The following is a 13,317-nucleotide window of genomic DNA, read 5'->3' as shown; positions in this document are numbered from 1 at the left end:
GCCCCCCGCGCTCCCAGGACAACGCGCGCCACCTCCAGCGACGAGACAACGCCCCGCGCGCCCACCGCCTCGCGCTTGCTGAAGGAACAGGGCATCCTCACTGAGGCCGAGAACCACTTTGCGCAGTTCGGCTTTGAGGGCGCCTCGCTGGAAAACATCGCAGCCGCCATCGGCATCAGCCGCCACAACCTGCTGTATTACTTTCCGAGCAAAGAGGCGCTGTACCAACGCGTGCTCGACGACGTGCTCACCCAGTGGCTGGCCGGGATGGAAGACTTGTCGCACAGCGACGACCCCCAGCAGGCGCTGCGGCGCTATATCCGCGCCAAGCTGCAGTATTCGCGCACGCGCCCCCAGGGCGCCAAGGTCTTCACCAAAGAGGTGATTGCCGGTGCACCACGTTATGGCAACGCCATCATCGAGCGCGTGGCGCCGCTGCTCAAGACCGAGGTGCGCACCTTCGAACGCTGGGCCCGAGAAGGCCGCATCGCCAAGGTCAACTTCACGCACCTGATGTTCATCATCTGGTCGGTCACGCAGGCCTATGCGGAGCAGGAGGCCCAGTTCGCCCTGCTGCTGGGCAAACCGGCACTGACCGAACGCGACTACGAAAAGGCCGAGGAGCTGATCGTGCGCATGGTGCTCAGCGCGCTGGCGCCGGAGAACCCCCTCTGAAGCAGCCACCAACGCTACTATATTGATAGCTACTTGCGCCTTATAGATAAGCGCTAGAGCAGATTTTTATCTGTAATTTTCGCATCCGATCTTGCGCCGCATGGTGAGCAACACGACGGGCATGGGCGGCGCCCCCCCGTCTTGCCACTGCCCTACCCCTGCTTTTGCTGCCACAGCACATCCAGCACATGCTGGGTGGCCCGCTCGACTGGCCCCGCACGGTGCGCGATACCCAGCGGCCGCCACAGGCGGGGCTGCAGCGGCAGCATGCGGATGCGGGGGTCCAGTGGCACGGAGGTGGAAGCCTCTTGCGGCAGCAGCGTTGCACCATAGCCTGCCGCCACCAGGCTCTTGATGGCGTCGTTGTAGTTCAGCTGGATGCGCGCCTTGGGGTGTTCGCCGGCTTGCGCAAACCACTCGCCCGTCAGCCGTGACAGGCTGGTGCCATCGTCGTTGAGGATCAGCGGCTGGCTCGCCAGCCAGCCGGGAGTGACCCGCGCGGACGAAGGCCAAGTGGACGGCACAAACGCCATGACTGGGTCGCGCCGCCACGGCAGCACCGCCACACCGCGCAGGGCGGCCTGCGGCAGGGCCACCAGGCCCACATCCAGCACACCATTGGCCAGCCGCGACATGGTTTCGTGCGAAGTGAGCACGGCCACCTGCACGTCGATGCCGGGGTGGTGCTGGCCCAGCGCCTCCAGGGCCTGGGGCAGCAGGTGCGCAATGGCCCCCGTGGAGGCGCCCAGGCGCACACGCCCCGCCAGCCCCTGCACCTGGCGTTGCACCAGGTCCATCGCTTCATCCGCATCCGCCAGCAAGCGCCGGGCACGTTCGACCAGCACCTCACCCACGGCGGAAGGACGCACCTCGCCCCGCTTGCGCACCAGCAATGGCGCACCGATGTGGGCTTCCAGATCGGCAATGTGCAGGCTCACCGTGGGCGGCGCCAGGTGCAGCGTGCGCGCGGCTTCTGCGAAGGAGCCCAGGTCGGCAATGGTGACCAGCGTGCGCAGCCGGTCGAGATTGAGTTCGCGCATGACGTTCAGTAAACCTGATCCTGATGTTTGTGAAATTCAACTTTTCAAAGTTTAGACCGGGACCGAAGATTCCACATCCCCTCCATTGCAGGAACCCGCCCCATGACCACCCCACCCCTTGTCTTCATCGATGGCGACCAAGGCACCACCGGTTTGCAGATCCACGAACGCCTGCGTGGCCGCATGGATCTGCAGCTGCTGACCCTGCCCGAGGCCGAACGCAAGAACGCCACCCGCCGCGCCGAGGCCATCAACAGCTGCGATATCGCCATCCTGTGTCTGCCCGATGCCCCTGCCCGCGAAGCAGCCGCCTCCATCGTCAACCCCGCCGTGCGCGTGATCGACGCCAGCTCGGCGCACCGCACGGACCCGCAGTGGGTGTATGGTTTTCCAGAGATGGGCGCAGAACAGGCCGCACGCATTGCAGGCGCCAAGCGGGTCAGCAACCCAGGCTGCTACCCCACGGGCGCCATCGCCCTGCTGCGGCCCGTGGTGCAGGCGGGGCTCGTGCCCGCTGACCTTCCCATCACCATCCACGCGGTGTCGGGGTATTCGGGCGGCGGACGGGCTCGCGTGGACGAACATGAAGGCCCCAACGCTGCCACCGCCCCGGCCTTCCAGCTCTACGGCCTGGGCCTGGAACACAAGCACACGCCGGAAATCGCCCTGCATGCCGGGCTGTCGCAACGCCCGTTTTTTCTTCCGGCCTATGGTTCGTTCCGCCAGGGGATTGCGCTCACCATTGCGCTCCATCTGCGCCAACTGCCCGCAGGCACCACCGGAGAGCGTTTGCACGCTTGCCTGGCCCAGCACTTTCTCGGTGCGGACCATGTTGAGGTCCTGGGCCTGGCGCAAGCGCAAGACACCCAGCACCTGGACCCGCAGGCCCTCAACGGCACCAACCAGCTGCAGCTGGGCGTTTTCAGCAACGCCCGCCATGGCCAGGTGCTGCTGACTGCCGTGTTCGACAACCTGGGCAAGGGGGCATCGGGGGCGGCTGTTCAGAACCTGGATTTGATGATCGGACGGGGCCCACAGAAATCCCAACCGTAACCGCCGTCCGGAGACAAGACAGATATATGCGGTCACGCCCAAAGCGACCGGCACTACAAACCACCGCAGCGCGCTCCATCAAACGGCTCTCTTCTGCGACATTTTTCACGATTTGAGACGTTTTTTGGTCTGCTAAACTGGTTTGGTCTACCGTCCCACCTGGGCTCTGGCCCTCCTCCAAACGCCCTTCCATGGCCCAATCCGGCAAAGCCCCCTACTTTTTCGCCCTGGTTTTGGTATTGGCTGTGCTGGGCGTGTATGTGCCAGGACTGAACAACGAGCTGCTGTTTGACGACATTCGGCTCACGGAAGGCTCCATCTTTAGTGGCTACGGCAGCCTGCTGGACCTCAAGGCGCGCATGGTCTCGTACGGCAGCTTCGTCTGGGTCGACCAGATCGCAGGCGCTGGCTGGTGGAAGCAACGCATCGTCAACATTGCCTTGCACCTGGGTGTGGTGGCTGCCATGTATGCGTTCTTCAAAGCGCTGATGGCCAGCACCCGTTTCCCGCAGGACATGGAGGACCAGGCGCACTTTGCCGCATCGCAAAGGGCTGCATTGCAGGTTGGGGTGGCATTGTTTGCACTCCACCCCATGGCGGTTTACGCGGTGGGCTACCTGATCCAACGATCCATCCTCATGGCAACCCTGTTTGCCGTGCTCGCATGCTGGGCCTTTGTGCGTGGGCTGCAAACCAAGCGAATGGTCTGGTACGCAGGCGCACTGCTGGCCTATCTGCTGGCCATGTTGTCCAAAGAGCATGCTGTGATGACCGCCGCCCTGACCATTCCTATCTACATCCACATACGGCGCCCCAGCTGGAAGAGCATTGCCGTCGTGTTGGGTGCTGCACTTTTGCTGATGGGCGTGGCCACTGCCGCACTGCTGCACTTTCGCGGCGACTTGATTGGTCAGCTCTTTGATGCGCAATCTGTGGCCTTTGCGCAGCAGCTCGAAGCGCTTCGCCCGGGCATTACGCAGCAGATTTTTCCCCTGAGCATCCTGAATCAAGCAGGGCTCTTCTTTGCATACGGGCTGCTCTGGATCGTGCCCTATGTTGGCTGGATGTCTATCGACCTGCGTCCCGCCTTTCCGCTGGGCTTTGCATCGTCCTGGCACCTGGCTGGCGCGGTGGCATATCTGGCGCTCTTTGCAGGGGCCGCGTGGCTGCTGCTTCGTCGCACAGGCGCATTGAGTCTTGCTGCGGTACTCCTTCTTTTTCCACTTTTGTGGTTTGCCACGGAGTTCATCACCGTCTGGGTGCAAGACCCTTTTGTGCTTTATCGCAGCTACCTGTGGGCAGTGGCGCTTCCTGGCTTGCTGGCGATTGTGCTCACCGGCTTCAAGCCCAAAGCAATCTATGCCCTTGGCGCTGTGCTGGGGTTGTTGTGTGGGGCGCTGGCCCTGGAGCGCAACCTTTCTTTGAGCGACGAAGTGGCCGCATGGACCGATGCTGCCGAGAAGATCGATGTCAAAGCCCCCGCCAATGCCGTTGGGCGCAGCCGCCCTTTTCTGAATCTGGGGGCCTACTACCTGCGCAAGGGCATGACAGACCAAGCGCAGTGGAACCTGTCTACTGCGGCAGCCCTTGGAGACCTGGGCGAACTGGGACGCAGTGCACGCTTTAACGCGGGCGTGGTTCTGCAGCTCAAGAAAAAGCACGCGGAAGCACTTCAGGCTTTTGCCGCGGCAGAGGCGCAGGGGTACGCAGAGCCCGCCCTGTATTACCACCGAGGCGAATCCCAAGCAGCGCTGGGGCAACTTGCACCTGCGCTGGAGAGCTTCCACACTGCCGTGGCCAAGGCTGAAAAAGATCCTCAACTGCAGAGTACGGTACCCACAGTGCGCATACGGCTGGTGGAGACCGCGATGGCCCTGCAAAGGTATGACGAGGCCATCAGCGGGTTTAAGGTGCTGCTGCAGACAAACCCCAAAGATCCGCGCCTGCTGCTCGGCCTTGGCATGGCACGGGTGGGCAAAGGCGAAACCAAGGCAGCCATTGAGGTGTTTGATCAACTCATTGCCACCAACCCCGGCGCCCCGGTCTACTACGGCCGCGCCATCGCCCACCACCGGGCGGGCCAGCAGGCAGCAAGCTTGAGCGACATCGATCAGGCCATCAAGCTGGACCCTCGGAACCCGCAGTACAACCAGATGCGTGCCGTCATCGCTGCCCCAAAGAAGTAGCACAAGTAGCGACCAGACAAGCAGGCTGTGACTTTGCGCGTATTACACATTGGCAAGTTTTATCCCCCACACCGAGGGGGGATGGAAGTGTTTCTTGCCGACCTGATTCAAGAGCAGCGGCGCCAGGGCCTGGATGTCCATGCATTGGTGCACGGCGATCCCCTGCCCGATGATCCCGTCTGGTTGCAGCGGGTGCCTGTGCAGTTCAGCGTGATCTACGCACCCATCGCACTGGGATTTCGAAGAGCCCTGGCACAGGCCATTCAGCGCATCCAGCCTGATGTGCTGCACCTGCACATGCCCAACAACTCTGTTTTCTGGGCGCTCACCCTGGCGCAGGCGCGCGACATTCCGTGGGTGGTGCACTGGCATTCCGACGTGGTGGTATCACGCATCCGCACGGCAGTTGCCATCGCCTACCGCCTTTACAGGCCTTTTGAACAAGCCGTACTCAGCCAGGCGGCGCGGGTCATTGCCACATCCACGCCTTACCTGGAAGCCAGCGAGCCGCTTCGAACATGGCGGGACAAATGCGATGTAGTTCCCCTGGGCCTGGATTGCACGAACCCGGCACCACCCGACGACACCGAACCGCTGAAAAGCTGGTCAGCCGAAGATTGCGGCGCACTGCGCCTGTTGTCGATCGGGCGCCTCACCTACTACAAAGGTTTTGAGACACTGGTCCGCGCTGTGACGGGCCAGCCAGGGCTGGAACTGCTGATCATTGGAGAAGGCGAGTCCCGCCAAGAGCTGGAGACCCTCATTGCAACCCAAACCCGGTCCGGCGAGCCGCCCAATGTGCGCCTTTTGGGGAACGTGGGTGACAACGAGAAACATGCCCTGCTTCAGAGTTGTGACGTTTTCTGCCTTGCTTCGTGCGAACGGACCGAGGCCTTCGGAATGGTGCTGCTAGAAGCCATGCACCATGCCCGGCCTTGCATCGTGAGCGACCTGCCCGGATCCGGCATGCCCTGGGTCGTCTCAAAGGCCGATGCTGGCTTGCGCGTTCCCCCGGAAGACGGTATTTCGGGCTGGCGGGCGGCGTTCCAGCACTTGCAAGACCTGCCCGAACAACGCGCGGCATTTGGTGCGGCGGGACAGCGTGCCTTGCTTGAATATTTCTCGATTGCCGCCTGCGCAAAAGCGCTCGCCACCAGCTATAAGCTGGTGACCCCAGAGGCGGAAAAACCGGCTCGGGGCAAGGACCTCCTGGTGGTAATCCCCGCGCGCAACGAAGCCGGCACCATCGGCAGCGTGCTGCAGCATCTGCATGCGCAGGGCTGGCACGATGTGCTGGTCATCAATGACCAGAGCACGGACGATACGGCAGCCATTGCCAGCGCGGCAGGTGCCCGCGTGCTGAATCCTGTGCTCCCCATGGGCGCATGGGGTGGCATGCAAGCGGGTATTCGCTATGCGTTGCTGCATGGCTACCAAGCAGTCATCACCATGGATGCCGATGGGCAGCATGAAGTACAGGAAATACCCACGCTGCTTCAGGCACGCGATCATGCCGATCTGGTCGTCGGAGCATTCCCGGAGCGCGCCAGCAAGCTACGCCAACTCGCCTGGCGCTGGTTTCGCCAACTGGCGGGGTTCGATCTGCGCGACCTGACTTCCGGCTTTCGGCTATACAACCGCAACGTCATGAACGTATTGGCCTCTCGCGAAGCCACGCTGTTGGACTATCAGGATCTTGGCGCCCTGCTTTTGATACGCCGGGCAGGTCTCACGATTGCGGAAGTACCAGTATCGATGAATTTGCGCATTGAAGGGAAGTCGCGCATCTTCAATTCTTGGTTCAGCGTAGCGAAGTACATGGCTGCAACCACATTGCTGTGTCTGGCTCAGTGGGAAATGCCCACGGGACGGAAGTCTTGAATAGCCATACTCCGGCGTCCAGTCTTATACAAAAACCTTGATTCTCGCTAACACCCCAATGGTGGTTGAGGCGCCAGAACGCCGCGCTTCCGAAGCTCTCAGCGCATGTTCGGACTCTTTTGAGCCGCGGTGACCTGCCTCATGCCAGCCGTGCCAAGCTGAAGTTAGTGAAGTCCGTCAACCACCAGGAGAATGACGGACATGAAGAAAAGCAGATTCACCGAGGAGCAGATAATTGGCTTTCTCAGGCAGGCCGAGGCGGGCATGCCGATCAGGGAGCTGTGCCGCAGTGGCGGCTTCAGCGACGCGACCGTCTACAAGTGGCGAGCCAAGTTCGGCGGCATGCAGGCATCAGAGGCGCAGCGGCTGCGTGAGCTCGAAGCCGAAAACCCCAAGCTCAAGAAGCTGTTGGCCGAGGCGCACTTGGACATGCACGCGCTCAAGAGCGTCCCGGGGGTAAAGCGCTAGCCCCACGTGCCAAGCGCGATGCAATCGCACAGATGGTTGCCGAATACCATCTGTCCGAGCGTCGCGCCTGCCGCCTCGTGGGGCTCGCCCGCGACAGCTACCTTCTCCCGCCCGAGGTGGACGCAGCCACCCGTGACTCACAGGCAGGATCGTCGAGATTGCCCAGGCCCGCCGACGCTTTGGCTACCGATGCATCCATGACCTGCTGCGCCCGAAGTTTCCGGGCGTCAATCACAAGCGTGTGTATCGGCTCTATCGCGAAGCCGACCTTGCCGTACGCCAGCGCAAGCGGGTCAAGCGGCTGGCAACGCAGCGGGTGCCGTTGCAAATGGCCCAAACAGGCCACATCCACGGCGGGCCCAAGGCGGCCAACAAGACGGCCTTCGTCGCTGCGGTGCAGACAAGCGTCGATGGCAGTCCCCTGTACATGCGCCTGACGCCTGTGGCGGACTTCACCAACGAGCACATGCGGCAATGGGCCAGTCGCCACCTGGCTGCGGGCTGCCACGTGGTCAGCGATGGCACGCTGCCTTTGCCCAGGTGCGCCAGCCAGGCCCAGGCCACGCATGAGCGCTCTATGACTGGAGGTGGGCGCCAGGGGGCGCAGACACCCCAGCTGCGTTGGGTGAACACCTTGCTGGGTAACCTCAAGACCAGCACGGCAGGGACCTATCACTCATTTGATCACACCAGGTATGCCCAGCGCTACTTAGCCGAGTTTTGCTGGCGATTCAACCGCCGCTGATCTGCCTGCCATGCTGCCCAGACTGTTGAGGGCCTTGGTGACTACTCCTCCACTGCCTTTGAAGCTGCTGCGGGTATCTGAGGTAAGTGGCTAATCAGGACCTATTGCCTGTTGCCGCGTGTCAAAAGGGATGACATTGTCAGCCTGGGCAGCATTCTTTGGCTGGCAACCCTACTGCCCCGCCGATCCACGCCAGCCCCGCCACCACACCGCGTAGGGGTAGGCTAACCACCACTTGAGCGGAATCTTGCCATGGTGCCGCCGCACCACGGCCATCGCCTCCTGATAATGCAGCTGACGATGCTTATTGGTCTTAGTTTGACCATGCACGCGATTGACAGCCACCATGTCCGCTATCCGCACCGGCGAGCCTGCATAGCGGTACAGCCGCCACCACAGGTCGTAATCCATTGCCATGTGCAGACTGGCGTCAACGCCTCCAACCGCCTCCCAGGCGCTGCGCCGCATCAGCGTGCCGGGCTGGGAAATGACATTGACCCGCGCCATCGCCCACTCGCTGAAGGGCAGCACCAGCGAGTGGCGGCGCCGGCCTGTCGCTTCCATCCAGTCCCACGTGCGACCATAGGCAAGCGCCGCACCAGGCGCTTGCTCCAGCGCCGCAATCAGGCGCGACAGCCCCTGGGGCAGCAGCCAATCGTCGCTGTTGAGCCAGCAGACATAGGGCGCACGCCCATTGGCTATGCCTTCATTGATGGCCTCGGACTGTCCCCCATCGGCATGGCTGCGCCAGCCCGCCAGCCGGCCTTTCCACCGCTCCAGCACGGCCAACGTCTCGTCGTCAGACCCGCCATCTAGGACGAAAACCTCCACCGGCACGTCCTGCGCAAAGAGGGAAGACAAGGCCTTGTCCAGAAAGCGTCCCTGGCGAAACGACGGCACGGCAACGGTCACCAGCGCCTGAGCCATGCTCATGCGGACCCGTAACGCTGCAGGAAATCGTCGTACGCCAATGCAATTCCCTCGCGCAGCGGTGTTGAAGCAGTCCACCCTCTCTCGCGCATGCGACCCACGTCGAGCAGCTTGCGCGGAGTGCCGTCAGGCTTGCTGGCATCGAATACGATCCCGCCCTGGAAACCCACGACCTCCATCACCGTGGCCGCCAATTCACGGATCGTCACGTCCTCACCGGTCCCAATGTTGTAGATGCCCTCCCCCACGCCCCATTCCATGAGGCGCACACACGCATCCGCTAGATCGTCCACATAGAGAAACTCGCGCATGGGCCGCCCCGAGCCCCAGACGACCAATTCCGCATCTCCCCGCACTTTCGCCTCGTGGGCCTTGCAGATCAGGGCTGGCAGCACATGACTGCTGCTCAGGTCATAGTTGTCGTTCGGTCCATACAGGTTGGTTGGCATCACCGACACATAGCGCGTGCCATGCTGGTGATTGAACGCCTCGCACAACTTGATGCCCGCAATCTTGGCGATGGCATACGGCTCGTTGGTCGGCTCCAGCGAACCGGTGAGCAGATAGTCCTCACGGATAGGCTGAGGGCAATCGCGCGGATAGATGCAGCTCGACCCCAGGAACATCAGCCGGCGCACACCACTGCGGCGCGCCGCCTCGATCACGTTGCACTCCATCGCCAGGTTCTGGAAGATGAAATCGGCGCGCTGGGTATTGTTGGCCTGGATGCCCCCCACCTTGGCGGCGGCCAGGAACACGTAGTCGGGCCGCTCCTGCTCGAAGAACGCCTCGACAGCCGCCTGCCGCGCCAGATCCAGCTCGGCATGGGTACGTGTGACCGGCTCGCCATATCCGCCAGAACGCAGCCGCCGCACGATGGCCGACCCCACCATGCCACGGTGGCCGGCCACGTAGATCTTCTGGGGCCGCGGGCTGTTGTCACTCATGGAAGTCATAGGCTGAAAAACCATGTTTCTTGACCAATTCATCGCGCTCGGCACTCTTGAGGTCCTCGCGCACCATCTCGGCCACCAGTTCGTCAAATGAAGTCCTGGGCACCCAGCCCAGCTTCTCCTTGGCCCACGTGGCATCGCCCAGCAGAGTCTCGACCTCGGTCGGGCGGAAATAACGCGGATCGACCCGCACGACGACCCGCCCCTGCGCATCGGTCCCGACCTCGTCCACGCCCTGGCCACTCCATTGGATGGCGATGCCCAGTTCACGGGCGGCCGCATCCACAAAATCGCGCACGCTGTATTGCACGCCCGTGGCAATGACAAAGTCTTCCGGCGTGTCCTGCTGCAGCATCAGCCACTGCATCTCCACATAGTCGCGGGCATGGCCCCAATCCCGCCGGGCATCAAGGTTGCCCAGGTACAGGCAATCCTGCAACCCCAACTTGATCCGGGCCATCGCACGGGTGATCTTGCGCGTAACGAAGGTTTCGCCCCGCACCGGCGACTCGTGATTGAAAAGAATGCCATTGCAGGCATAGATGCCATAGGCCTCACGGTAGTTGACCGTGATCCAGTACGCATACAGCTTGGCCACCGCATAGGGGCTACGCGGATAAAAAGGCGTGGTTTCCTTCTGCGGCACCTCCTGCACCAGGCCATACAGTTCGCTGGTGCTGGCCTGGTAGAACCGGGTTTTTTTCTCCAGGCCCAGAATGCGGATGGCCTCCAGCATGCGCAGCGGCCCCAGCGCATCCGAATTGGCCGTGTATTCGGGCTCCTCAAAAGAAACCGCCACGTGTGACTGCGCCGCCAGGTTATAGATCTCGTCGGGCTGGACCTGCTGGATGATGCGTATCAGGCTGGACGAATCCGTCATGTCACCATAGTGCAGAAACAGCCGTCGGCCCTGGACATGGGGATCCTGGTAAAGGTGGTCAATGCGGTCGGTATTGAGCAATGACGAACGCCTCTTGATGCCATGGACCTCGTAGCCCTTGCTCAAAAGCAGTTCGGCAAGATAAGCGCCGTCTTGGCCCGTGATACCAGTAATAAGTGCAACTTTCATTTGGCCTCTAATATAATTTTTCAACAAATTGCAGCAAGGGCATGATATGCCTAGTACACCACAAACCTGGCTTTCACAAAAACAAGCCTCTCACCTCTCAGGTGTATTCCGATAAACCCAAAGACGCGCCAAGAAGAACATGCCGAAGGTGTACGCAGCCGAAGCCATTACTTGTGCAGGAATTGCAGCCATAAATTGCAACCCTATCTGCAGCACCAACAGATTCAACGAAAAACACAGGGCAAAGCTCATTAAATAACGCAGACTTTGCACCACAAACCGACCATTGCTTCGAAAAACAAAATTTCGCGACAGCAAGAAACCAAGGACAAAACCGGTGGCATAGCCGGCAATGTTGGCCCCAAGAGGATGCACGCCCGCCGCCATGAGGGTGAAAATAACCGCAAATCCCAACAGTGTATTGACCACCCCACTGCTCAGAAAGCGTGCCAGCAGCCGAGCTTCAACTTGCCATCTGGACATAATATTGCGCTCCCAATGGCAGCCTCGTCAGCAACGGCTCAAGCCCGCGCAGCCAAGCCAGGGGCTTGGGGAAAAACAAGGTGTAGCCGTGCGTCTCCTGCGAGAATCCCGCTTGACGGGACATTTCCCGCGCCTGCCCGAGACTGAACATTTCTGCATCGGCATCAAATGGGCAACGTTCAAACACCCGCCGCGTCAACGGGTTGAACGGATTGTGTTCAAACAGGAAGAGCTTCCCGCCAGGAGCTAATAACCTGCGGCAACGCTCCAGCGCCCCTACACGGTCAGCGGGCACAATATGATGAAAAACATTGGCAGCAAAGATGACATCGAACTGCTGCTGCTCTATCACGTCCCAGTCACAACTCAGGCGCGCCCTGGGGGCCGCTTGCGCAGCAAATTTCAGCGATTCCGGCGATACATCGTACCCCCAGCATTCCGCCCCCGAAAAAAATTGCGACAGATAAGGCAAACTTCGCCCTGCACCACAGCCAAAGTCCAGCACGCGGCGCGGGGCAACGCCCCCCAGGAGGCGCGCCAGAAGTTTCACCTTGTATTCGGCAAAATAATCAGATTCGCCCAATCCCGAAGGCATCGCCTCCTTCAGCATTCGGTCATAATCTGCCGCATATTGATCAAACTCAGGCTTGCTCATGCCGCTTCCACCCAGGTGCGCGATGCCACAACAAACTGGGGCTTATGGTTCAGCTTGAGATAGGTACGCCCCAGATATTCGCCCAGCATGCCAATGCTCAAGGTCTGGACACCACCAATCAGCAAAATGGTAGCGATCAAAGACGACCAGCCGGCGGGGATCTCCGGGTACATCCACTTCTGCACAATGACATACATGATCATCAACAGGCTGAAAGCGGAAAGCAGGAAACCAGCATAGGAAGCGAGTCGAAGTGGCAGAATGGAGAAGCTGGTCGCCATTTTCAGCCAGAGCGACACCGAGCGGCGAAAGTTGTAATTCCCCTCCCCACTGTGCCGGGCTTGGTGGTTGATTCCGACAACATGAATATTGCGAGTCACATCCAGAATCAAGCCATCAACATAGGCATACGGCCCGTCGTACCGAATAATCTCGGCAACCACCTCGGACCGTATCGCCTTGAAAGAAGAAAGATACAACCCACGAGGTTTCCCCAGCAAATGGCGAGCCACCCAGTCATTGAACGCACTCCCCAGTTTTTTCCATATTGCATGCTGGCGATTGTTGTAGTGCGTGTAACACACGTCATATCCCTCTTCCAGCGCCGCAAGCATGCGCGCAATAGCCTCTGGCGGGTGCTGCAGGTCATCGTCCATCACCACCACCATCTTCCCACGGGCCTGATGCAGGCCCGCCATGGTCGCATTGTGCTGGCCAAAATTGCGCCGCAAAGAAAGGCCACGTACAAAAGAGTAACGTGTTGCAAGATCGCGAATCACCTTCCAGCTCTGGTCAGGACTTGCATCGTTCACCAGAATCAACTCGAAACCGTGCGGTAGCCCCAACTGGCTGATTTCCTGCTGCACCTTCTCGACGAGCAGCGGCAAGATAGGTTCGCTGCGGTAGACCGGCACCACAATGGACAAGGAAACGCCAGGCGAATTCATGATACCCCTCTAGACTCTTAGCAGGCTCTTTTCAAATGATTTCCAAAGCCCGCATTTTACTGAACTTCAAAATAACGCCCACTCCAAGAAAACCTTGCAGCCAGCACCTTAGCTGTCACATCCCGGACGATTGCATAGACTTCAAACGCTATCCACTCTTCATGGCGCGAGCGGTTCTAAAGGAGTTGATAGAGTCCTTGCAATCCACCCAGGGAGTGAAGCCATGTTGATA

Annotated in this window: 12 protein-coding genes and 1 pseudogene; 6 read left to right on the top strand and 7 right to left on the bottom strand. The window is 60.6% G+C overall.

What is annotated here, in order from left to right:
- The first annotated feature begins 75 nt into the window (after window positions 1-75).
- Window positions 76-675, top strand: coding sequence for a TetR/AcrR family transcriptional regulator (locus tag NFX52_RS26160; RefSeq protein WP_156358835.1), 600 nt, complete (start codon window positions 76-78; stop codon window positions 673-675).
- 152 nt (window positions 676-827) lie between these two features.
- On the opposite strand, the gene NFX52_RS26155 is transcribed toward NFX52_RS26160, so the two are convergent.
- Entirely contained in the window at window positions 828-1,715 is an 888-nt protein-coding gene (locus tag NFX52_RS26155; protein ID WP_207402293.1) for a LysR family transcriptional regulator, read from the bottom strand.
- A gap of 102 nt (window positions 1,716-1,817) precedes the next feature.
- On the opposite strand from NFX52_RS26155, the gene argC reads away from it, so the two are divergent.
- From argC to NFX52_RS26130, 5 genes and pseudogenes are all read left to right on the top strand, one after another.
- On the top strand, window positions 1,818-2,768 hold the full coding sequence (argC, locus tag NFX52_RS26150) for an N-acetyl-gamma-glutamyl-phosphate reductase (RefSeq protein ID WP_055401368.1): 951 nt from the start codon (window positions 1,818-1,820) through the stop codon (window positions 2,766-2,768).
- 191 nt (window positions 2,769-2,959) lie between these two features.
- The gene (locus NFX52_RS26145; RefSeq protein WP_055401366.1) at window positions 2,960-4,954 is read left to right on the top strand and encodes a tetratricopeptide repeat protein; all 1,995 of its coding nucleotides are present in this window, start codon (window positions 2,960-2,962) and stop codon (window positions 4,952-4,954) included.
- An 81-nt stretch (window positions 4,955-5,035) separates the two neighbouring features.
- Window positions 5,036-6,835, top strand: coding sequence for a glycosyltransferase (locus tag NFX52_RS26140; protein ID WP_055401364.1), 1,800 nt, complete (start codon window positions 5,036-5,038; stop codon window positions 6,833-6,835).
- A gap of 201 nt (window positions 6,836-7,036) precedes the next feature.
- Window positions 7,037-7,628 (top strand): annotated as a pseudogene (locus tag NFX52_RS26135) (transposase); the annotation flags it as partial.
- A gap of 3 nt (window positions 7,629-7,631) precedes the next feature.
- Window positions 7,632-8,048 carry an IS1595 family transposase gene (locus tag NFX52_RS26130; RefSeq protein ID WP_238385731.1) on the top strand — a complete coding sequence of 139 codons (417 nt, stop codon included), beginning with the start codon at window positions 7,632-7,634 and terminating at the stop codon, window positions 8,046-8,048.
- A 171-nt stretch (window positions 8,049-8,219) separates the two neighbouring features.
- Here the strand turns inward: NFX52_RS26130 and NFX52_RS26125 are convergent, their stop codons facing one another.
- The 6 genes from NFX52_RS26125 to NFX52_RS26100 all read right to left on the bottom strand — a co-directional run bounded on the left by NFX52_RS26125 (window position 8,220) and on the right by NFX52_RS26100 (window position 13,085).
- A complete protein-coding gene (locus NFX52_RS26125; protein WP_228898850.1) occupies window positions 8,220-8,981 on the bottom strand; it encodes a glycosyltransferase in 762 nt (253 codons plus the stop codon).
- On the bottom strand, window positions 8,978-9,925 hold the full coding sequence (locus tag NFX52_RS26120; RefSeq protein ID WP_252635881.1) for a GDP-L-fucose synthase family protein: 948 nt from the start codon (window positions 9,923-9,925) through the stop codon (window positions 8,978-8,980). Before NFX52_RS26120 ends, NFX52_RS26125 begins: the two co-directional genes overlap by 4 nt.
- Window positions 9,918-11,000 (bottom strand): GDP-mannose 4,6-dehydratase, encoded by a 1,083-nt coding sequence (gmd, locus tag NFX52_RS26115; RefSeq protein WP_055401358.1) that lies wholly within the window; start codon window positions 10,998-11,000, stop codon window positions 9,918-9,920. The genes NFX52_RS26120 and gmd overlap by 8 nt, the downstream gene beginning before the upstream one ends.
- Window positions 11,001-11,090: 90 nt before the next feature.
- The gene (locus NFX52_RS26110) at window positions 11,091-11,483 is read right to left on the bottom strand and encodes a GtrA family protein (RefSeq protein WP_082437597.1); all 393 of its coding nucleotides are present in this window, start codon (window positions 11,481-11,483) and stop codon (window positions 11,091-11,093) included.
- Window positions 11,464-12,138, bottom strand: coding sequence for a class I SAM-dependent methyltransferase (locus NFX52_RS26105; protein WP_055401354.1), 675 nt, complete (start codon window positions 12,136-12,138; stop codon window positions 11,464-11,466). The genes NFX52_RS26110 and NFX52_RS26105 overlap by 20 nt, the downstream gene beginning before the upstream one ends.
- A complete protein-coding gene (locus tag NFX52_RS26100) occupies window positions 12,135-13,085 on the bottom strand; it encodes a glycosyltransferase family 2 protein (RefSeq protein ID WP_252635880.1) in 951 nt (316 codons plus the stop codon). Before NFX52_RS26100 ends, NFX52_RS26105 begins: the two co-directional genes overlap by 4 nt.
- Window positions 13,086-13,317 lie beyond the last annotated feature (232 nt).

Source organism: Acidovorax facilis, from assembly GCF_023913775.1.
Lineage (GTDB): Bacteria > Pseudomonadota > Gammaproteobacteria > Burkholderiales > Burkholderiaceae_C > Acidovorax > Acidovorax facilis.
Note: the sequence above shows the minus strand (reverse complement) of the source record. Positions and strands in the feature narration are given on the sequence as shown.